This is a genomic window from Microbacterium pumilum, from assembly GCF_039530225.1.
Taxonomy (GTDB): Bacteria; Actinomycetota; Actinomycetes; order Actinomycetales; family Microbacteriaceae; genus Microbacterium; species Microbacterium pumilum.
The window spans coordinates 3765334-3785857 of sequence record NZ_BAAAOH010000001.1 but is presented as its reverse complement, the minus strand read 5'-3'; the positions used below and the strand labels follow the sequence as shown (position 1 = coordinate 3785857).

15 protein-coding genes are annotated in these 20524 nt (G+C 68.6%); 14 read left to right on the top strand and 1 reads right to left on the bottom strand.

Translation table 11 applies throughout. The features are described 5' to 3' along the window. Window positions 1-45 precede the first annotated feature (45 nt). From ABD188_RS17045 to ABD188_RS16990, 12 genes are all read left to right on the top strand, one after another. Window positions 46-1290, top strand: coding sequence for an acetate/propionate family kinase (locus ABD188_RS17045; RefSeq protein ID WP_344065064.1), 1245 nt, complete (start codon window positions 46-48; stop codon window positions 1288-1290). 85 nt (window positions 1291-1375) lie between these two features. Then, window positions 1376-2155: an HAD family hydrolase gene (locus tag ABD188_RS17040; protein WP_344065061.1), complete on the top strand. Its 780-nt coding sequence runs from the start codon at window positions 1376-1378 to the stop codon at window positions 2153-2155. Further along, window positions 2152-4668: a glycoside hydrolase family 65 protein gene (locus tag ABD188_RS17035; RefSeq protein ID WP_344065058.1), complete on the top strand. Its 2517-nt coding sequence runs from the start codon at window positions 2152-2154 to the stop codon at window positions 4666-4668. The genes ABD188_RS17040 and ABD188_RS17035 overlap by 4 nt, the downstream gene beginning before the upstream one ends. A gap of 67 nt (window positions 4669-4735) precedes the next feature. After that, window positions 4736-6844: a DNA polymerase III subunit gamma and tau gene (locus ABD188_RS17030; RefSeq protein WP_344065055.1), complete on the top strand. Its 2109-nt coding sequence runs from the start codon at window positions 4736-4738 to the stop codon at window positions 6842-6844. 3 nt (window positions 6845-6847) lie between these two features. Further along, window positions 6848-7441: a recombination mediator RecR gene (gene recR, locus ABD188_RS17025; protein WP_344065052.1), complete on the top strand. Its 594-nt coding sequence runs from the start codon at window positions 6848-6850 to the stop codon at window positions 7439-7441. Further along, window positions 7441-8373 carry a DMT family transporter gene (locus tag ABD188_RS17020; protein WP_344065050.1) on the top strand — a complete coding sequence of 311 codons (933 nt, stop codon included), beginning with the start codon at window positions 7441-7443 and terminating at the stop codon, window positions 8371-8373. Before recR ends, ABD188_RS17020 begins: the two co-directional genes overlap by 1 nt. Window positions 8374-8581: 208 nt before the next feature. Next, complete coding sequence (locus ABD188_RS17015) at window positions 8582-10651, top strand: elongation factor G (protein ID WP_344065047.1); 2070 nt, start codon at window positions 8582-8584, stop codon at window positions 10649-10651. A 130-nt stretch (window positions 10652-10781) separates the two neighbouring features. Beyond that, complete coding sequence (locus ABD188_RS17010; protein ID WP_344065044.1) at window positions 10782-12071, top strand: aspartate kinase; 1290 nt, start codon at window positions 10782-10784, stop codon at window positions 12069-12071. A gap of 28 nt (window positions 12072-12099) precedes the next feature. Then, on the top strand, window positions 12100-13185 hold the full coding sequence (locus ABD188_RS17005; protein WP_344065041.1) for an aspartate-semialdehyde dehydrogenase: 1086 nt from the start codon (window positions 12100-12102) through the stop codon (window positions 13183-13185). Between the two features lie 89 nt (window positions 13186-13274). Then, window positions 13275-14750, top strand: coding sequence for a malate:quinone oxidoreductase (locus ABD188_RS17000; protein WP_344067192.1), 1476 nt, complete (start codon window positions 13275-13277; stop codon window positions 14748-14750). A gap of 37 nt (window positions 14751-14787) precedes the next feature. After that, window positions 14788-16743: a DUF2207 family protein gene (locus tag ABD188_RS16995; protein WP_344065038.1), complete on the top strand. Its 1956-nt coding sequence runs from the start codon at window positions 14788-14790 to the stop codon at window positions 16741-16743. A gap of 56 nt (window positions 16744-16799) precedes the next feature. Next, a complete protein-coding gene (locus ABD188_RS16990) occupies window positions 16800-17438 on the top strand; it encodes a thymidine kinase (RefSeq protein WP_344065035.1) in 639 nt (212 codons plus the stop codon). 16 nt (window positions 17439-17454) lie between these two features. On the opposite strand, the gene ABD188_RS16985 is transcribed toward ABD188_RS16990, so the two are convergent. Beyond that, window positions 17455-18306, bottom strand: coding sequence for a DUF1295 domain-containing protein (locus ABD188_RS16985; protein ID WP_344065032.1), 852 nt, complete (start codon window positions 18304-18306; stop codon window positions 17455-17457). A gap of 111 nt (window positions 18307-18417) precedes the next feature. Between ABD188_RS16985 and ABD188_RS16980 the strand changes: the two genes are divergently transcribed. Next, window positions 18418-19149, top strand: a complete 732-nt coding sequence (locus ABD188_RS16980; protein WP_344065029.1) for a FadR/GntR family transcriptional regulator — start codon at window positions 18418-18420, stop codon at window positions 19147-19149. Window positions 19150-19163: 14 nt separating this feature from the next. Next, on the top strand, window positions 19164-20447 hold the full coding sequence (locus ABD188_RS16975; RefSeq protein WP_344065026.1) for an alpha-hydroxy acid oxidase: 1284 nt from the start codon (window positions 19164-19166) through the stop codon (window positions 20445-20447). The last annotated feature ends 77 nt before the right edge of the window (window positions 20448-20524 follow it).

Sequence of the window (20524 nt, the reverse complement as noted above, 5' to 3'; positions counted from 1 at the left end):
TCCGATGCGGGGGAAAGTGGGACATGCACAGGGGGAGTGGGACCAATGAGCGTCGTACTCGTCGTCAACAGCGGATCGTCGTCGTTCAAGTACCAGCTCATCGACATGGACACCGAGTCCGTCCTCGCATCGGGGCTCGTTGAGCGCATCGGCGACGATGTCGGCTCGTCCAAGCACACGGTGTACGCGCCGAACCGTTCGTCCAGCGGCGATACCGGAGTCGCGGCCTTCCTCGACGCGACGTACTCCCGCGAGCTGCCGATCCCCGACCACTCGGCGGGGTTCGCCGTGATGCTCGAGGCGTTCGCCGCGAACGGGCCTTCGCTCGAGGCGCGGCCGCCGGTCGCGGTCGGCCACCGCGTCGTGCACGGCGGTGCCCGGTTCTTCGAGCCGACGCTCATCACGCCGCTCGTCGAGATCAACATCGACGAGCTCTCCGTGCTCGCGCCGCTCCACAACCCGGCGAACCTCCAGGGGATCGTCGCCGCCAAGCAGGCTTTCCCCGACGTTCCGCACGTCGCCGTCTTCGACACGGCGTTCCACCAGACCCTGCCCCCGTCCGCCTACACCTACGCGATCGATGCGGAGCTCGCGGCTGCCCACCGCATCCGCCGTTACGGCTTCCACGGCACCTCGCACAAATTCGTCAGCGAGTCCGCCGCGGCATTCCTCGGACGCCCCCTCGAGGATCTCAGGCAGATCGTGTTCCACCTCGGCAACGGCGCGTCGGTCACCGCGATCGACCGCGGCCGCTCGGTCGAGACCTCGATGGGCCTCACTCCGCTCGAGGGACTCGTCATGGGCACGCGCTCTGGTGACATCGATCCGGCGGCCCTGTTCCATCTGGCTCGCCGCGTCGGCATGTCGATCGACGACCTCGACGACCTGCTGAACAAGCGGAGTGGACTGCTCGGACTCTCGGGCTACTCCGACTATCGCGACATCCGCGCAGCGATCGAACGAGGCGAAGAGAGGGCGCTGCTTGCCTTCGAGGTCTACATCCACCGACTCCGCGCGTACGCCGGCGCCTATCTCGCCCAGCTCGGCGGCGTCGACGTCATCTCGTTCACAGCCGGCGTCGGCGAGAACGCGCCCGGTGTCCGTTCCGCGGCGCTCGCGACCCTCGGGTTCGCCGGGGTCGAGATCGACGATGAGCGAAACACGGCTCCGGGCCGCGGCATCCGGATCATCTCGACGGATGCGTCGCGCGTCACGGTCCTGATCGTCCCCACCGACGAAGAGCTCGAGATCGCCCGTCAGACCCTGAGCATCGCCCAGGTTGGCGCGTAGGCCGCACCGGTCGCCGCACACTACGCTGGCAGGACGGCGCGACGAAGAGCCGAACTCCGCCGTTTCTCACCTCGCTGGAGGCTTCGTGGCCCCGAACGCTCTGCCCGATCTGACCGCGTACGACGCCGTGCTCTTCGACCTGGATGGCGTCATCACGCCGACCGCCGAAGTGCACATGCATGCCTGGCAGAGGATGTTCGAGGAGCTGTTCGCGGAGTGGGACATCACGCCCGCGTATACCGAGCGCGACTACTTCGATTACCTCGACGGCAAGAAGCGGTACGACGGTGTCGCGAGCCTGCTGCGCAGCCGCGATGTCGAAGTGCCGTGGGGCGATCCTTCGGATCCGCTGGAGGCCGACACGGTGTGCGGCATCGGCAACCGCAAGAACGTCTACTTCGAGCAGGTGCTGCGCAGCGAGGGGATCACCGCCTACCCCGGCTCGATCGCGCTGCTCGACGAGCTCGCCGCGGCCGGCACGCCTGTCGCGATCGTGTCGAGCTCGAAGAACGCGCAAGAGGTGCTGCAGGTGGCGGGCATCCTCGACCGCTTTCCCGTCGTGATGGACGGAGTCATCGCGGAACGGGACCATCTGGCATCGAAGCCCGCCCCTGACGTGTTCGTCGAGGCGGCCCGGATGCTGGGGGTCGATCCCGCGCGCAGCGTCGCCGTCGAAGACGCCTTGAGCGGAGTGCAGTCCGCCGCCGCGGGCGGCTTCGGCTTGGTTGTCGGCGTCGACCGGGGTGTCGGACCTGACGTGCTGCTCGAAGCCGGCGCCCACATCGTGGTCGATGATCTCGCCGCCCTCGTCAGACCTTCATCCGACTCCGCGTCAGCCTCCGATTCCGAGGAGCACTCCGCATGATGGACCGCGACCGCTTTCCGATCGACCCGTGGCGGCTGATCGAGACATCCTTCGATCTCGACGACGTCGGGGTCACCGAGACGCTCTTCGCGGTCGGCAACGGATACCTCGGCCTTCGCGGCAACCACGCCGAGGGTCGCTTCGCCCACGAGCACGGCACGTTCCTCAACGGGTTCCACGAGACCTTCCCGATCCGTCACGCCGAGCAGGCGTACGGCTTCGCCGAGGTCGGCCAGACGATCATCAACGCGCCCGACGCCAAGGTCATGCGGGTCTACGTCGACGACGAGCCGCTGTCGCTCGATGTCGCCGATGTCCGCGAGTACGAGCGGACGCTCGACATGCGCTCGGGCGTGCTGCACCGCCGCATCCGATGGTTCACGCCGTCGGGCAAGGAGGTGCTCGTCGAAGACGACCGTCTCGTCTCGTTCGAGGAGAAGCACCTGGCGATCCTCCGGCTCGAGGTCACCGTGCTCAACGCCGATGCTCCGGTCACCATCGGGTGTCAGCTGATCAACAGGCAGGACGGCGAAGACGTCTACGGCGGGACACCTGCCGCCCCGAAGAAGGCGGGCTTCGACCCTCGCAAGGCGGAGCGGATCAGCGAGCGCGTACTGCAGCCGCAGGAGTACTGGCAGGACGGCAATCGCTCGGCGATCTCGTACCGCGTGACCGAGTCGGGCATGACGATCGCCGTCGTCGCCGACCACATCATCGAGACCGAGAACGAGTACACGGCTCGCCGCCTGATCGAGCCCGACATCGCCAAGAACGTCTTCCGCGTGCAGGCGAAGGCCGGAGTTCCGATTCGGCTGACCAAGCTCGTCAGCTACCACTCCTCGCGCGGCGTTCCTGCCCGGGAACTCGTCGACCGCTGCCGGCGCACGCTGGATCGGGTCGAGGTCGAGGGCGTCGAAGCCCAGTACACGCGCCAGCGGGCCTGGTTCGACGAGTTCTGGCTCCGCTCGGACGTCCGCATCGAGGGACACGACGACATCCAGCAGGCCGCCCGCTGGTGCCTCTTCCAGCTCGCGCAGGCGGCCGCCCGAGCCGACGGCCAGGGTGTTCCCGCCAAGGGCGTCACGGGCTCGGGATACAGCGGGCACTACTTCTGGGACACCGAGATCTACGTCCTGCCCTTCCTGGCCTACACGTCGCCGCTCTGGGCTCGGAACGCATTGCGCATGAGGTATCTCATGCTGCCGGCCGCCCGCAAGCGCGCATACCAGCTCAACGAGGCGGGCGCACTGTTCCCGTGGCGGACGATCAGCGGCGAAGAGGCATCGGCGTACTACGCCGCCGGCACGGCGCAGTACCACATCAACGCCGACGTCAGCTTCGCGCTGGCGAAGTACACACGCTCGACCGGGGATGTCGAATTCCTCTACCGCGAGGGCGTCGACATCGCCGTCGAGACGGCGCGGATGTGGAATTCGCTCGGTTTCTGGCGCTCCAGCAACGGCGACAGTCACCAGACGTTCCACATCCACGGCGTTACCGGCCCGGACGAGTACACGACGGTCGTGAACGACAACCTCTTCACGAACGTGATGGCGCGGTTCAACCTCCGCTTCGCCGCGCACACGATCCGCGACATGGCCCAGGACGACCCGGAGGCGTACCGCGTGATGGTCGACCGTCTGCACCTCGATCCGGGCGAGGCTGAGGCGTGGGATCGAGCCGCCGAGGCGCTGCAGATCCCCTACAGCGAGGCCCTCGGCATCCACCCTCAGGACGAGGTCTTCCTGGAGCGCGAGGTGTGGGACCTCGAGCACACGCCGCCGGAACAGCGCCCGCTGCTGCTGCACTTCCACCCGCTCGTGATCTACCGCTACCAGGTGCTCAAGCAGGCGGATGTCGTGCTCGCCCTGTTCCTGCAGGGCAACCACTTCTCGGCCGAGGAGAAGCTCGCCGACTTCGAGTACTACGACCCGCTGACCACCGGAGACTCGACGCTGTCCGCGGTCGTGCAGGCGATCCTCGCCGCCGAGGTGGGTTATCAGGATCTGGCTCTGGAGTACTTCCAGAAGTCGATCTTCGTCGATCTCGCCGACCTCCATCACAACGCCTCTGACGGCGTCCACGTCGCCTCGGCGGGCGGCGTGTGGACGGCCTTGGTCAGCGGATTCGGCGGCATGCGAGACCACTTCGGCGAGCTGTCGTTCGACCCCCGGCTGCCGGCCGACTGGCCCGAGCTGTCGTACACGCTGCACTGGCACGGAACGCGACTGCTGGTCACGCTGACCACGTATGAGCTGCGCGTGAAGGCGGATGACGGCGAGCCGCTCGTGTTCAGCGTCCGCGGCGATGCGTACGCGATCGGTCCTGGCGAAGAGGTGGTGGTGGCGCTCGACGGACAGGGTCCGGTGATCGCCGGCAAGCCCTCCCTGCGACAGTTCGCGGACGTGCGGCGCGAGGACGGCACGCTGCTGTCGGCATCCGTGCCGACGGTCACGACGACGATCCCGATCGTGGCTGCCGAAGCGGACATCGAGCAGGGCGCTCACGCATGATCGCAGTGGTCGCCGGGCGGCTCGCCCGCCCGGGCGGGATGTCGTGGGCACGCCGTAGGCTGGGGGCGTGACCACAGCCCTCTACCGCCGCTACCGCCCCGAAGCGTTCGGCGAGATGATCGGCCAGGCGCAGGTCACCGAGCCGCTCATGACTGCCCTTCGCAGCGACCGGGTGGGCCACGCGTACCTGTTCTCAGGCCCACGCGGCTGCGGCAAGACGACGTCGGCGCGCATCCTCGCGCGCTGCCTGAACTGTGCGCAGGGCCCGACCGACACCCCGTGCGGCGAGTGCGACAGCTGCGTCGAGCTGGGGCGCGGCGGCAGCGGTTCCCTCGACGTCGTCGAGATCGACGCGGCGTCGCACAACGGTGTCGACGACGCGCGCGACCTCCGCGAGCGGGCGGTCTTCGCACCTGCCCGCGACCGGTTCAAGATCTTCATCCTCGACGAGGCGCACATGGTGACGCCGCAGGGCTTCAACGCTCTGCTGAAGCTCGTCGAGGAGCCGCCCGATCACGTCAAGTTCATCTTCGCGACGACCGAGCCCGAGAAGGTCATCGGGACGATCCGCTCGCGCACGCACCACTATCCGTTCCGGCTGGTGCCGCCGGCGGCGATGCTCGAGTACGTCGAGCAGCTCTGCCGCACCGAGGGGGTCTCGGTCGAACCCGGAGTGCTGCCGCTCGTGGTGCGAGCCGGTGGCGGATCACCTCGCGACACGCTGTCGCTCCTCGATCAGCTGATCGCCGGTTCGGAGCCGGCACCTGAGCCCGTCGCAGGGGCGGACGACGTCACTGTGCGCTATGAGCGAGCGGTGTCGCTGCTCGGCTACACCCACGCCGAGCTGCTCGACGAAGTGATCGATGCCTTCGCAGCGCAGGATCCCGCCGCCGCATTCGCCGCAGTCGATCGGGTGGTGCAGACCGGACAGGATCCACGTCGATTCGTCGATGACCTGCTCGAGCGCCTGCGCGACCTCATCATCGTCGCCGCGACCGGCCAGGCCGCCGCGGCGGTACTGCGCGGAGTGTCTGCCGATGACCTCGCCCGCATGACCCGGCAGGCCGACGCGTTCGGTGCGGCGCGTCTGTCGCACACCGCTGATCTCGTCATCGGAACCCTGGACGACATGACCGGTGCGACCTCGCCCCGCCTGCAGCTCGAGCTCATGGTGGCGCGCGTGCTCGCTCGGGGCAGCGCATTCGGGGCGGTCGACGCCGAACCCGCGGTCGCTGCGCCGACGGTCTCGGCACCCGCTCCGTTGCCCACGCCGACAGCTGCGCCGAGCGCCGCGCCCCGCCGCGCCGAGCAGGTGGCTCCCATCACGGACGACTCCGCACCGTCCGACGACGACGCGCCCCCGGTCGACGAGCCTGCACCGCCGGTCGACGAGCCGTCCCCTCCTGTGGTGGTGCCGACCGGACCCGTCACCGTCCAGCAGATGCGGGATGCGTGGCCCGAGGTCCTGGGGCGGGTCGAGCAGATCAGCCGGTCCTCGTGGCTCATCGCGTCGGCGGCCCAGGTCGCCGCACTGACGGACGACGTCCTCACCCTGATGTTCCAGAGCCAGAGCGACGTCGCGAAGTTCAAGCAGCTGTCGGCCGGCGCCGGTGCCAGCGAAGACCTGCGTCAGGCGATCCTCGCCGTGCTCGGCATCCGTGTGAAGTACATCGCCAAGCACGATGCCGGTCCCGCGCGTCCGACCGGGCAGCCTGCCGCGCCCGAGCCGACGCGTCCGGTGCGGGCGACCGTCCCGGCGCGTGCCACGGCGCCGGCCTCCGCTGCGCCGGTGACCGAGTGGGCGGTCGCGTCGATCCCGAACGATGCGGGCGATCCCGTCGACGATCCGGGGGCACCCGCTGCTCTCGCCGTCGATGACGAGCCCGAAGAGGCCGCGCGGCTGCGCAACGCGACGCTCGCGCCGGCGCGCGAAGGAGAGGTCCTTCCCTCCGCCGACGTCGAGTCGTCGATCGAGCCCGACGAGGACGAGGCGGTCATCGACACGGATGTCGTCGCCGACGTTCCGGTGCCACCGGTCGTGGCGCCACGACTGCCGAGCGCCGCGGCACCCCGCAATGACGGCGTGCAGCGCTACGGCGAGGCCGTCGTGCGGCAGGTGCTCGGTGCGACGTTCATCCGCGAAGAGCCGTACGAGCCGCCGACGAGGTTCAGCTAGCCCATGTACGACGGAATCGTTCAAGACCTGATCGACGAGTTCGGGCGCCTCCCGGGCATCGGGCCGAAGTCGGCGCAGCGCATCACGTTCCACATCCTTCAGTCGCCGTCATTCGACGTGTCCCGGCTGTCGAAGCTGCTCGGCGAGGTGCGCGAGAAGGTGCGCTTCTGCGAGGTGTGCGGCAACGTGTCGGAGTCGGACCGCTGTTCGATCTGCCGCGACCCGCGTCGGAATCCGGCGATCATCTGCGTGGTGGAAGACGCGAAGGACATCTCGTCCATCGAGCGCACGAGGGAGTTCCGCGGGCTGTACCACGTGCTCGGGGGAGTGATCAGCCCGATCGCGGGCATCGGTCCCGACGACCTGCGCATCACCCAGCTCATGCAGCGACTCGCCGATGGCACGGTGCAGGAGGTCATCCTCGCGACGAACCCGAACCTCGAAGGCGAGGCCACGGCGACCTACCTCAGCCGTCTGCTCCACACGCTCGAGATCAGCGTGACGCGGCTCGCATCGGGGCTTCCCGTCGGCGGAGACCTGGAATATGCCGACGAAGTGACCCTCGGCCGGGCATTCGAGGGTCGCCGCTCGATCTGATGAACGGTCAGATGCAGCGGTTCGACGCGCGCGCATGGCTGCTCTTCGCGGCCATGGCGGTGCTCTGGGGCATCCCCTACCTGTTCATCAAACAGGCCGTCGACTCGTACTCTCCGGCATCCATCGTCGCCGGGCGCACGCTGCTGGGGGCGGTGCTCCTGCTGCCGTTCGCACTGCGGCAGAAGGCACTGCGCCCCGCACTGTCGAAAATCGGCTGGGTGCTCGCGTTCGGCGCGATCGAGATGGCCGGACCCTTCCTGCTGCTCGGCCACGCCGAGCAGACGCTGCCATCGGGGCTCACCGGGCTGCTTGTGGCGACCGTGCCGCTCTTCGCCGCCGTCATCGCCCTCAGCGGCGGTGATCGGTCGGTGCTGAAGCCCTCGCGCGCCATCGGGCTCGTGGTGGGATTCGCGGGGGTGGCCGTGATCGTGGCGGGGCCGGGACTCGCCGTCGAAGGCGGAGCGGGATTCATCGCGATCGGCGAGGTGCTGCTCGTCGCGGTCTGCTACGCGACGGCGCCGTTCATCGTCGCCCGGCGGCTCGACGGTGTACCGGCTCTCGGCACGGTGACCATGGCGCTTTTCGCGGTCGGCCTGTTCTACCTTCCGATCGCGCTGTTCACCCAGCAAGAGGTTCCGACGGCCCAGAGCACGGTGTCGCTGATCGCGTTGGCGGTGCTGTGCACCGCAGTCGCGTTCGTCGTGTTCTTCGCTCTGATCGCGCGCGTCGGCCCGGTGCGCGCACCCCTCTTCACCTACGTCAACCCGGTCGTTGCGATCATCCTCGGTGTCATCGTGCTCGGCGAAGAAGTCACGCCGGGTCTGCTCATCGGCTTCCCACTGGTGATCTTCGGATGCTGGCTCGCCGCCACCGGCGGCAGGATCCGCGCCCGAGAACCGGTCGCCGATCTTCCGCCGATCGCCCCGGGCTGACGCATCCGTCGGCACGCGATCGGTGCGAAACCGAGGATGGATTTCAGCAGCGTCCGCTGTCTGGGCGATCCGGGTCGGCGCCGCGTCCGCCCTTGAACGGTCGAGGTCTGAGCGCGGACTGGGCATCGAGACAGAGGATCCTCTGGCGGGACGGCGGGTCTCACGGCACGATGGGTCACGTACTCACATCGGCGTGGGAGGCCCCCGGATGGATCCGACCCCAAGTCCTACGCACCGGACGGTCGCCCTCGTGGGCGGCGCCGGTGCCGGCAAGACCACCCTCGCAGAGGGATTGCTGTTCCGAGCGGGCGTCATCCCGCGCCGCGGTGCGATCGAGCAGGGAACGACGGTCGGTGACCACGATCCCGAAGAGATCTCGCGTCAGACGACGCTCGGCATCTCGCTCGCCTACCTGACCTGGACGGGCGACGACGGGCGCGAGAGCGCCCTCACGCTCGTGGACACACCCGGGCATCCCGACTTCGTCGGGGGTGTCGACACCGCACTGACCGTTGCGGACGTGGCCGCAGTCGTGGTCAGTGCGGTCGACGGCATCACGGCGGGCACTCGTGGGGTATGGGCGGCAGCCGAACAGGCGGGCGTGCCCCGCATCCTGATCGTCACGCAGGAGGATCGCGCCCGAGCGGACTTCCGCCGCATCGTCAGCGACCTGCGTGCCACGTTCGGCGACCACCTGTGGCCGATCGAGCTGCCCCTCGGCGAGGAACAGGACTTCCATGCCATTGCGGATGTCCTCGGCGAGCACGCTCTGGTCTACGACGACACCGGGCACCACCGCGAGGAGGCGATGCCGGCGGCGGCTGAGGCCGAGGAGCACGACCTGCACGTCAGCGTCACCGAAGACATCGTGTCGCACGACGATGCGCAGCTCGAGGCGTATCTCGACGGCAACGAACCGTCCGCGGGCGAGCTCGAAACCACCCTCGCCCGCGAAGTGGCGTCCGGCGAGGCCGTGCCCATCCTGCTGTGCTCGGGCCTCACCGGCACGGGCATCGACCGCGTCGTCGACCTGCTGTGCGCGCTGTCACCGACATCCCGCGATCACGACTCACGGATCATCGTCGGCGGCAGCGCCGAGACGGATGACGGCACCGAGGTGCGCGTCGCCCCGAGACCCGACGGCGAGACGGTAGTGCACGTGTTCCGCACGGTCGCCGATCCATTCGTCGGCCAGATCGCGATGCTCAAGGTGCTCTCGGGCACGCTGCGTCCGAGCGACCGCCTGCGCAACGCGACGACGGGCGCGGAGGAGCGGATACCGGCGCTCTTCCGCCTTCGCGGCGACCAGCACGTGCCGGTGGACGCGCTGCGCACCGGCGAGGTCGGGGCGGTCGCCAAGCTGACCGGGTCGCCCTCGGGATCTGTGCTGTGGACGCGGCCGCACGGCAGCGCACGGCCGGCGCCGCTGCCGCACCGCCAGCCCGTCTACGCGGTCAGCCTCACCCCGGCGACCCAGTCCGACGACGCCAAGCTCTCGACCGCGCTCGCGCGGCTGCTCGCCGAGGACCAGACCCTTCTCATCGACCGGGCGGGTGGCGCGACGATCCTTCGCGGCCTCGGCGAGACCCACGTCGCGGTCGCCGTCGAGCGGCTGGCGCGCGTGCTCGGCGTCGAGGTGACCACAGGACCCGCGCCCGTCGCATATCGCGAGACGATCGCGGGGTCAGCCCAGGCCGAGGGAAAGCTCAAGAAGCAGTCCGGCGGCCACGGCCAGTTCGCCGTCGTGCAGCTGCGGCTGAGCCCGCTGCCGCCCGGCGGCGGATTCGAGTTCGTCGATGCCGTGGTGGGCGGCTCGGTACCGCGGTCGTACATCCCGGCCGTCGAGAAGGGCGCCCGGGATGCGCTCGCGGCAGGCGGGCCCCAGGGGCACCCGGTCGTCGACGTGCGGGTCGAGCTCTACGACGGCAAATCGCACTCGGTGGACTCCTCAGAGATGGCGTTCCGCACTGCGGCGTCGCTCGGCGTCAAGGCTGCCCTGGCCGACGCGGGCACCGTCGTGCTCGAGCCGGTGTCGATCGTCACGATCACCGTGCCGCCCGACCTCCAAGGTCCGGTGCTGACCGATCTGTCGTCGCGCCGTGCGCACGTCAATGCGACCGAGACGACAGCCGACGGCGAGACGCGGATCGTCGCGAGCGCGCCGGAGGCCGAACTCGCCCGCTACGTCCTCGAACTGCGCTCGCTGACGGGCGGCCAGGCGCAGCTGACGATCACTCCCGACCGGTACGAGCGCGCGCCTGGCACGGCGCGTGTGTAGCGTGGCGGCAGCCCGTCACATGGCCGGTGCGGAATCCGCTCGTCCGTAAGATGGAGCACTGGGCGCGGCATCCGATCGCGACCCGTGACCACACACGTGTGCCGCCCGCGGCACCTCCGGGAGTTCTGACGTGGCGCTGATCGTCCAGAAGTACGGCGGATCGTCCGTCGCCGACGCCGCGAGCATCAAGCGGGTCGCCAAGCGGATCGTCGACACCCGCCGCGCCGGGCACGACGTCGTCGTGGCGGTGAGCGCGATGGGCGACACCACTGACGAGCTGCTCGACCTCGCGTCGCAGGTCGCGCCGATCCCGGCACCGCGAGAGCTCGACATGCTCCTGTCGAGCGGTGAGCGGATCTCTATGGCGCTCCTGGCGATGGCGATCCATTCGATGGGGTTCGAGGCTCGCTCGTTCACCGGCAGTCAGGCCGGCATGATCACGGATGCCACGCACGGCGCCGCTCGGATCGTCGATGTCACCCCCATCCGCCTGCGCGATGCGCTCGACGAGGGCGCGATCGTCATCGTCGCGGGATTCCAGGGGTTCAATCGCGATACGCGCGACATCACGACACTCGGCCGGGGCGGATCCGACACGACGGCGGTGGCCCTCGCCGCGGCGCTCGACGCCGATGTGTGCGAGATCTACAGCGACGTCGACGGCATCTACACCGCAGACCCGCGGGTCGTGCCGAAGGCGCAGAAGCTCACCCGCGTTTCGAGCGAAGAGATGCTCGAGCTTGCGGCCAACGGTGCCAAGGTGCTCTACATCCGTGCCGTCGAGTATGCGCGCCGTCACGGCGTGCTGATCCACGCACGATCCACCTTCAGCTCTGCGGAGGGCACGTACGTGCTCAACGAGCAGCACGAGCGTTCCGAACAGTTCACCGAGGGAGGCCCCATGGAAGAGCCCGTCGTCGCCGGAGTCGCGACCGATCTCGGCCAGGCCAAGATCACCGTCGTCGGCGTGCCCGACGTGCCCGGCAAGGCCGCCGAGATCTTCAAGATCGTCGCCAAGTCGGGGGCCAACGTCGACATGATCGTGCAGAACGTCTCGGCCGCCGCGACGGCCCGCACCGACATCTCGTTCACGCTCCCGAAGGGCGACGCCGCCGTCGCGCTGCGCGCGCTGGCGGGCGATCAGGCCGAAGTCGGCTTCGAGAGCCTCATCCACGACGATCAGATCGGCAAGCTGTCGGTCGTCGGCGCCGGCATGCGCACGCACTCCGGCGTCTCGGCAACCCTGTTCGAGGCCCTCAGCATCGCCGGGATCAACATCGAGATGATCTCCACCTCCGAGATCCGCATCTCGGTCGTCGTGCGCGGCGACGACCTCTCCGAGGCGGCGCGCGTCGTGCACACCGCCTACGGCCTCGACGGCGACAGCGACGCCGTCGTGCACGCCGGCAGCGGACGCTGACCCGTTTCACGGAAGGTAAAATCCAGTCATGACCCGCATCTCCGATTCCGGACTCTCCGTCGCCGTCGTCGGCGCCACCGGCCAGGTGGGCACGGTGATGCGCGAGATTCTCGCGGAACGCTCGTTCCCGATCCGTGAGCTCCGCCTCTTCGCCACGGCCCGGTCAGCGGGCACCGCGGTCGAGTTCGGCGGCGAGACGATCATCATCGAGGATGTCGAGACCGCCGATCCGGCGGGTATCGACATCGCGCTCTTCTCCGCCGGCGCCACCGGCAGCCGTGCCCACGCGCCACGCTTCGCCGCGGCCGGCGCCACCGTGATCGACAACTCCAGCGCGTGGCGCATGGACCCCGAGGTTCCCCTCGTGGTGAGCGAGGTCAACCCCCACGCCATCGCCGAGGCGCACAAGGGGATCATCGCGAATCCCAACTGCACCACGATGGCCGCCATGCCGGTCCTCAAAGTGCTGGATGCCGCAGCCGGCCTCGAGCGCCTCATCGTCAGCACCTACCAGGCCGTCAGCGGATCCGGCATCGCCGGCGCCGAGGAGCTGCTCGGCCAGGTCGAGGGCGTCCTCGCTCAGGGCGACACCCTGCGTCTCGTCCACGACGGCTCGGCGATCGACTTCCCGCAGCCCGAGAAGTACATCGCGCCGATCGCGTTCGACGTCATCCCCTTCGCGGGCAATCTCGTCGACGACGGCTGGAACGAGACCGACGAAGAGAAGAAGCTCCGCAACGAGAGCCGCAAGATCCTCGAACTGCCCGGCCTCCGCGTCGCCGGGACGTGCGTGCGGGTGCCCGTCTTCACCGGCCACTCGCTGTCGATCAACGCCGAGTTCGCCGAGGAGATCTCACCCGAACGCGCACGCGAGATCCTCGCGTCGGCGCCGGGGGTCGCCCTCGAAGAGGTGCCGACGCCATTGCAGGCGGCCGGCAAGGACCCGAGCTATGTGGGCCGGATCCGCGCCGACCAGTCCGCGCCCGAGGGCAGGGGCCTCGTGCTGTTCATCAGCAACGACAACCTCCGCAAGGGTGCTGCCCTCAACGCCGTGCAGATCGCGGAGCTCGTCGCGGCGCGGTCCCTGAGCCTGTCCAAGGGCGTCAAGGCCTGACCGCGACGCGGCCCCGACACCCGCCCGCCTAGAATTGACGGGTGGACGAAACGACCGACGCGAGGCTTCCCGATCCCGACGACAGCGACCTGCCCAGCGGCGTCGTCGATGTGCTGCTGATCGGCGGCGGGATCATGAGCGCAACGCTCGGGACGCTCCTCCAGCGGCTTCAGCCGACCTGGAAGATCGCGGTCTTCGAACGGCTCCACGATGTCGCGCTCGAGAGTTCGAACGCGTGGAACAACGCGGGTACCGGCCACGCCGCGCTGTGCGAGCTCAACTACACCCCCGAGGCCAAGGACGGCACGGTCGACCCCGCCAAGGCCATCTCGATCAACGAGCAGTTCCAGCAGAGTCGCCAGTTCTGGACCACGCTCATCGAGCAGGGTGTCCTGGATGCACCGTCGACATTCATCAACTCCGCGCCGCACATGACCTTCGTGCAGGGCGAGAAGGATGTCGCCTTCCTCAAGAAGCGCTACGAGGCACTCAAAGAGCAGCCGCTGTTCGCCGGCATCGAGTACAGCGAAGACTCGCGCGTGATCAACTCATGGGCGCCGCTCCTCATGCAGAAGCGCCGCAAGGGCGAGCCGTTCGCGGCCACCCGTGTGCCGGCAGGGACGGACGTCGACTTCGGCGCGCTGACCCGCCAGCTGTTCGCCAGCCTGGCGGAGAACGGCGCCGACGTGCGCACCAACACCGAGGTGAAGCGCCTCAAGCGGCTCGAAGACGGAACCTGGCGCGTGAAGTACCGCCGCTCCATCGGCCGTTCGCCCGGCGAGATCGGTGCACGATTCGTCTTCGTCGGTGCCGGTGGCTGGGCGATCAAGCTGCTGCAGCGCTCAGGGATTCCTGAAATCAAGGGCTACGGTGTCTTCCCGATCGGCGGGCAGTGGTTGAAGACCTCGAATCCCGCTCTCGTTGCGCAGCACAAAGCGAAGGTCTACTCGCAGGCCTCTGTGGGAGCGCCGCCGATGTCGGTGCCCCACCTCGACACCCGCGTCGTCGACGGCGAGACTTCGCTGCTGTTCGGTCCGTTCGCGACATTCAGCCCGAAGTTCCTCAAGAACGGTTCGATGCTCGATCTCGTCGCGCAAGTTCGCCCGCACAACATCGGCCCGATGCTCAAGGTCGCGATCGACAATCCATCACTCATCACCTATCTGGTGGGTGAGCTGCTCAAGAATCACGCGAAGAAGGTCGACAGCCTACGCACATTCATGCCGACGGCCAAGGACGAGGACTGGGAGCTTCTGAACGCCGGTCAGCGGGCGCAGGTCATGAAGAAGGATGCCGACAAGGGCGGCGTGCTCCAATTCGGCACCGAGGTCGTCACCGGCGCGGACGGCACGATCGCCGGCTTGCTCGGCGCTTCGCCGGGTGCGTCCACGGCCGTCTCGATCATGCTGGGACTGCTCAAGACGTGCTTCCCCGACCGGATCGCGCAGTGGGAGCCCACGCTCGCCGAACTCGTGCCGAGCTATGGCGAGACGCTGAACAACGACCCCGCCGAGGCTCGCGAGACGATCGAACGCACGGCGGAGGCCCTCGCGCTCACGGCCTGACCCACGCGGCGGCTTCCCGGCTGTTTGAATGAGTGCCGTGAAGACCCTCTCGCGCGCTCTGGCAACGCTGGGCATCGCGACCACTCTGGCGCTCGCGGCGCCGTCGGCCGCGGCAGTCGCGTCCTCCGTCGATGACTTCAGCTACGACTCGCTCGCCGCGGACTACTGGCTGGTGCGCGCCGTGGACGGCACGAGCGTGCTCTACACGACCGAGACGATCGTCGCCCGGTTCCCCGAATTCGACCAGAACAAGGGAATCATCCGCTGGATCCCCAAGTCCGACTCGGGCATCGCCCACGACACCCGGGTCGTGAACGTGACGGGTGGCGGTGGTGAGCCGATCCCGTGGTGGACGGAGCAGGATGACGACTGGATCTACGTCCTCACCGGCGACGACAGCTACGTGCGTGGGGCGCAGACGTACGTCATCTCGTACGCGATGAGCGACGTGGTGCTGCGCTACGACGACACCGCCGCCGACGAGTTCTACTGGGACGTCGTCGGCGCCGACCACGCCCAGCCGTTCGCTGCGGTCTCCGGCCGCATCCATGTCGCCGGCGACGCCGCCGACGGGCTGATGGCCGGTCGCGCGTCCTGCTACCGGGGGAAGGTCGGATCGACAGACCGCTGCGCACTGGCCGGACCGGAGCCCGACGCTCTGTGGCCCGCGGACGTCGCGGCCTGGGCGCTATCTGTGAGCGGGCGGGTTGCCGCAGACGGCGCCGTCGTGTTCACCGCGACGGATGACGCGGTCGGTGCGAATGAGGGCGTCACGGTCGCGATCGGCTTCGCCCAGCGGACCTTCGCTGCCCCGACTCCTCCGCCTCCGCCGCCGTATCCGTGGTGGGAGTGGATCGCGCCGGGTCTGGCGCTCATCGCCGGGTTCGGAGGGCTCATCTTCCTCCTGACCATGAAGGCGTTCCTCCGGCGCAATCCCGACGCCTCGCCCGTCATCGTGCAGTACACGCCACCCGTCGACGAGTCGCCGACCCTCTCGGCCGGGGTTCTCGGCGTGCCGGCACGGGCACTCGCCGCACACGTGGTCGATCTCGCCGTCCGCGACAAGGTCGAGATCACGGCATCCGGCGACCGCGAAGACGCCGACGACTTCAGCGTCGTCCTGCGTGACGACACCGGCCTCGAGCACGACGACCGCCGCATCGTCACCACGCTGTACGGAAAGGATGCCGCCCCCGGCGACCGCGTCGACCTCGGTGTTTTCGCCCGCAAGCCGCCGGTGCGCGCCGTCACGTACGTGCGACGAATCGACGCCGCGACTGTGGAGCGCGGCTACCGCAGTGAGCGCCCTGCCTGGATCGGCACCGTGCGCGGCGCCTTGCAATTCGGCGGGCTGGTGGTCGCGGTCATCCTGCTGTTCTTCACCACCGACCTGCCCAGTGTGCTGAGCGATCTGGGGACGCTCGGCACGTGGATCAACGTGCTGGCGATCGTGAGCGCCTTCGTGTCGTTCATCGTCCTGCCGTTCATCGGCCTGCCGCAGACGACGCTCACGGTCGCCGGCGGCCGGCACAAGACCTACCTCGAGGGGATCCGCGAGTACCTGCAGCTCGCGGAGGAGGACCGATTGCGCGCCGCCCAGTCGCCGCGGACCGCCGACCTCGTCTCCGGCGGACGTCGACCCTTCAGCGACCAGCCGAACTCGCCCGGCGCAGACGTCGTCAACCTGTATGAACGGCTTCTTCCGTACGCCGTGCTCTTCGGCATCGAGCGAGAGTGGATCGAGGTCATCCGCGCCGTCCAGCCTGTCGCCCCGCCGCCGTCGCGGCTGGCATTGTTCGACTCGATGACATCCGACTCGCTCTCGAACGCGTCATCGTCGATCGGTCACCTCGCCGTGACACCGGTGTCCAGCGGCAGCTCGTCGAGCTCGTCGAGTTCGTCGTTCTCGAGCAGCTGGTCATCGTCCGGCGGGTCGTCCGGAGGCGGCTCGTCGGGGGGAGGCGGTGGCGGCGGAGGATTCGGCGGACGATGAGCCTCTGGTCGCTGCATCCTTCGTCTGGCGTCGTCCCTGTTCCGTAGACTCACCGCGTGGCCAAACTGTACTTCCGCTACGGGGCGATGAACTCGGGCAAGTCGACGTCGCTCCTTCAGGCCGCGTACAACTACGAGGAGCGCGGCCAGCATGTGCTGCTGGCGAAGCCCAGGATCGACACCAAGGGCGCGCACCAGATCTCGAGCAGGCTCGGGATGACGCGTCCCGTCGACTTCCTCATCGGTCCGGACGATTCGGCACGCAACCTCTTCACCGAGCATCGCGCGCACCTCCGTTATACGCACGACGAGCTGGTCGGACTCTCGCGTCCGCCGGCCGATGTCGCCTGCCTGCTCATCGATGAGGCGCAGTTCCTGACGCGCGACCAGGTGGACGACCTCCTGCGGATCGCCGTGCTCGACGACGTGCCGGTGCTGGCATACGGCATCCGCACCGACTTCCTCACCGAGGCGTTCCCCGGATCGCGCCGTCTGCTCGAGCTCGCGCACTCGATGGAAGAGCTCAAGACGATCTGCCGCTGCGGGCGCAAGGCCCTCTTCAACGGGCGGCTCGTCAATGGCCGCTTCATCTTCGACGGTGACCAGGTCGCCATCGACGGCGACGAGGTCACCTATGAGTCGCTGTGCGCTTCGTGCTATCTGCGCGAGTCGGGCGGCCGGCTCGGCGGTCGCTGAGCGGTCTGCCGAGGTCTCAGGCTCGCGACGCCGCCTCATCGGTTCCGCGGTGCCGGCGAGGCAGGGGCACGAGCATCGACGTGGTGCGCTGGTAGTCGGCGTAGGCGGGGTACTTCGACGAGGTGATCGACTCCGTGAAGATCGTCGACCCGATGAACAGCAGCGTCAGAAGGCCGGCGCCGAGGATCGTCCAGTTGAACACTCCGCCCCAGATGCCGAGACCGGATGCGGCGGCCGCCGCTGCACCGATGGCGTAGAACGCCCACCACTGCGCCTGCTCGAAGAAGAAGTTGGGGTGGCGGCTGTAGCCGAACAGACCGGTCGTGACGAAGCCTGGCTCGAGCCGCCCGCCCGCGGCCTTCTTCGCCTGGTGGAAGCTCCACTGCTGCTGGTCGGCGGTGAACTCGCCGACCAGGGACGCGGCGAACAGCACAGCGAACAGGGCGTCCCAGACGCCGAACGGCGCGGGGTTCTGCCACGCGATGTAGGCGGGCGTCGTGATCAAGACGAGGAGGGCGTTCTGGTACAGCACGATGAACAGCAGGTTGAACACCTGGAACTGCCAGGGCTTCATCCGGCCTCGCAGGATCGCCCAGCGGTAGTCCTCCATACCGGTGTAGCCGCCCTTGCGGGCGAAGTTGAAGGTGAGGCGTGCGGCCCACGCGGTCACGAGCACCGCCATCACGATCAGCCGGGTGGCGTCGTTTCCGTCGAGGATGCCCGCGACCGCGAAGATCCACACGTAGACGGCTGGCACGATCGACCAGATGCGATCGACCCACGACGTGTCCTTCGTGATCAGCGAAGCGATCCAGCAGAACGCGCAGGTGATCGCGAAGACGATGAGGACGAGGAGGAGCGGATCCATGTCACGAGCGTACGACCTGCCCGGTCGTCCGCGTTTCCGTCACATCGTGACGGTCGAGAGTTGCTTGGTCTGACCACATGTCCTATTGTGGTCAGACCACAGAGGAGACTCATGGATGAGACGATCGACGGCGCCACGTCGGCACCGCGGGCCTGGCAGGTGGTGCTCGAGCGCATCGAGTCCGACCTGCTCGAGGGCCGCCTGGCGCCGGGCGATCGGCTCCCCGGCGAACGCGAACTGGCAGCCACCCTCGGTGTCGGACGCTCGAGCGTACGCGAGGCGCTGCGCGTGCTCGAGGTCATGGGACTCATCCGCACCGGAACGGGGTCGGGACCGACATCCGGCGCCATCATCATCGCCACCCCCCGAGGCGGGATGTCTGCGCTCCTGCGGCTCCAGGTCGCCGCCAGCGGCTTCCCACTCGACGATGTGGTGAAGACGAGGCTGGTGCTCGAGTCCGCGGTCGTGGAGGCGCTCGCCGAAGACGAGGACCGGTCCACCGCTGCCGCGCACGCCGTGCTCGATGCGATGGATGCCACCGACCTCACACCCGCGGAGTTCCTCGTCCTCGACGCCCAGCTGCACCTGGCGTTCGCCGAGGCATCGGGCAACGTCGTCATCGCTGCCATGATGGCCGGCCTGCGCACGGCCATCGAGTCCTATGTCCTCGAGGGCGCGCAGCGCATCGAGGACTGGGATGCCGCGGCCACCCGCCTGCGTCGCGAGCACCGTGCGATCCTCGCCGCGATCGATGCAGGCGACGCCGTCCGCGCCCGCACCCTCATCCACCAGCACATCACCGACTACTACGCACAAGCGGGCCTAGCCCGCGCATCGCGCTGACGAAAGGCATCACCATGGTCACCCGCCAACTTCCGAACCCGGCCGAGCTGCTCGAGCTGATGAAGTTCAAGAAGCCCGAGCTCGATGGTCGCAAGCGGCGTCTCGACGCGGCGCTCACGATCTACGACCTGCGGGATATCGCGAAGCGTCGCACGCCCAAGGCGGCCTTCGACTACACCGACGGCGCGGCCGAGGGCGAGCTGTCGCTCGCCCGTGCCCGGCAGGCGTTCGAAGACATCGAGTTCCACCCCGACATCCTCCGCCCGGCTCCCGAGGTCGACACGTCGGTCGAGATCCTCGGCGGGCCCAGCGCGCTGCCGTTCGGCATCGCGCCGACCGGCTTCACGCGGCTGATGCAGACGGAGGGCGAGACGGCCGGAGCATCCGCTGCCGGCGCCGCCGGCATCCCGTTCACGCTCTCCACCCTCGGCACCACCTCGGTCGAGGACGTCAGGAAGGCGAACCCGCACGGGCGCAACTGGTTCCAGCTGTACGTGATGCGCGAGCGTGAGATCTCGTACGGCCTCGCGCGTCGCGCGGCGGAGGCCGGGTTCGACACGCTCATGTTCACTGTCGACACCCCGATCGCGGGTGCCCGGCTGCGTGACAAGCGCAACGGCTTCTCGATCCCGCCGCAGCTGACCGTCGGCACGATCATCAACGCGATCCCCCGTCCGTGGTGGTGGTACGACTTCCTCACCACACCGAAACTCGAGTTCGCGTCGCTGTCGTCGACCGGCGGCACCGTCGGCGAGCTGCTCGGCGCCGCGATGGACCCGACGATCAGCTACGACGACCTCGCGATCATCCGCGACATCTGGCCCGGCAAGATCGTGGTGAAGGGCGTGCAGAACGTCGAGGACTCCGTGCGGCTCATCGACAGCGGCGTCGACGGCATCATCCTGTCCAACCACGGCGGGCGCCAGCTCGACCGTGCGCCGATCCCGTTCCACCTGCTGCCGAAGGTGGTGCGCGAGGTCGGCAAGGACGCCACGGTGATGATCGACACCGGCATCATGAACGGCGCCGACATCGTGGCATCCATGGCCCTCGGTGCGAAGTTCACCCTCATCGGCCGCGCATACCTCTACGGGCTCATGGCCGGCGGACGCCAGGGCGTGGATCGCACGATCGAGATCCTCAAGACCGAGATCGAGCGCACCATGGCACTGCTCGGCGTCTCATCCATCGCCGAGCTGGAGCCCAAGCACGTGACCCAGCTCGCGCGCCTGGTGCCCATCGGTCAGCCGACGGCACCGGCCCGCGCGCCTCGCGCACGCACGACCGCGAAGGCCTGAGGGGCTCAGCGCACCGGCAGCGTCGCGGTCAGTCGTTTTCGATCGAGACCGGGTTTTCGCGCCGAGACCGGGCGGCG

Coding starts and splice junctions, on each gene's coding strand:
- ABD188_RS17045 (WP_344065064.1), top strand. CDS start 46: ATGAGCGTCGTACTCGTCGTCAACAGCGGATCGTCGTCGTTCAAGTAC.
- ABD188_RS17035 (WP_344065058.1), top strand. CDS start 2,152: ATGATGGACCGCGACCGCTTTCCGATCGACCCGTGGCGGCTGATCGAG.
- recR (WP_344065052.1), top strand. CDS start 6,848: ATGTACGACGGAATCGTTCAAGACCTGATCGACGAGTTCGGGCGCCTC.
- ABD188_RS17020 (WP_344065050.1), top strand. CDS start 7,441: ATGAACGGTCAGATGCAGCGGTTCGACGCGCGCGCATGGCTGCTCTTC.
- ABD188_RS17015 (WP_344065047.1), top strand. CDS start 8,582: ATGGATCCGACCCCAAGTCCTACGCACCGGACGGTCGCCCTCGTGGGC.
- ABD188_RS17005 (WP_344065041.1), top strand. CDS start 12,100: ATGACCCGCATCTCCGATTCCGGACTCTCCGTCGCCGTCGTCGGCGCC.
- ABD188_RS16985 (WP_344065032.1), bottom strand. CDS start 18,306: ATGGATCCGCTCCTCCTCGTCCTCATCGTCTTCGCGATCACCTGCGCG.
- ABD188_RS16980 (WP_344065029.1), top strand. CDS start 18,418: ATGGATGAGACGATCGACGGCGCCACGTCGGCACCGCGGGCCTGGCAG.
- ABD188_RS16975 (WP_344065026.1), top strand. CDS start 19,164: ATGGTCACCCGCCAACTTCCGAACCCGGCCGAGCTGCTCGAGCTGATG.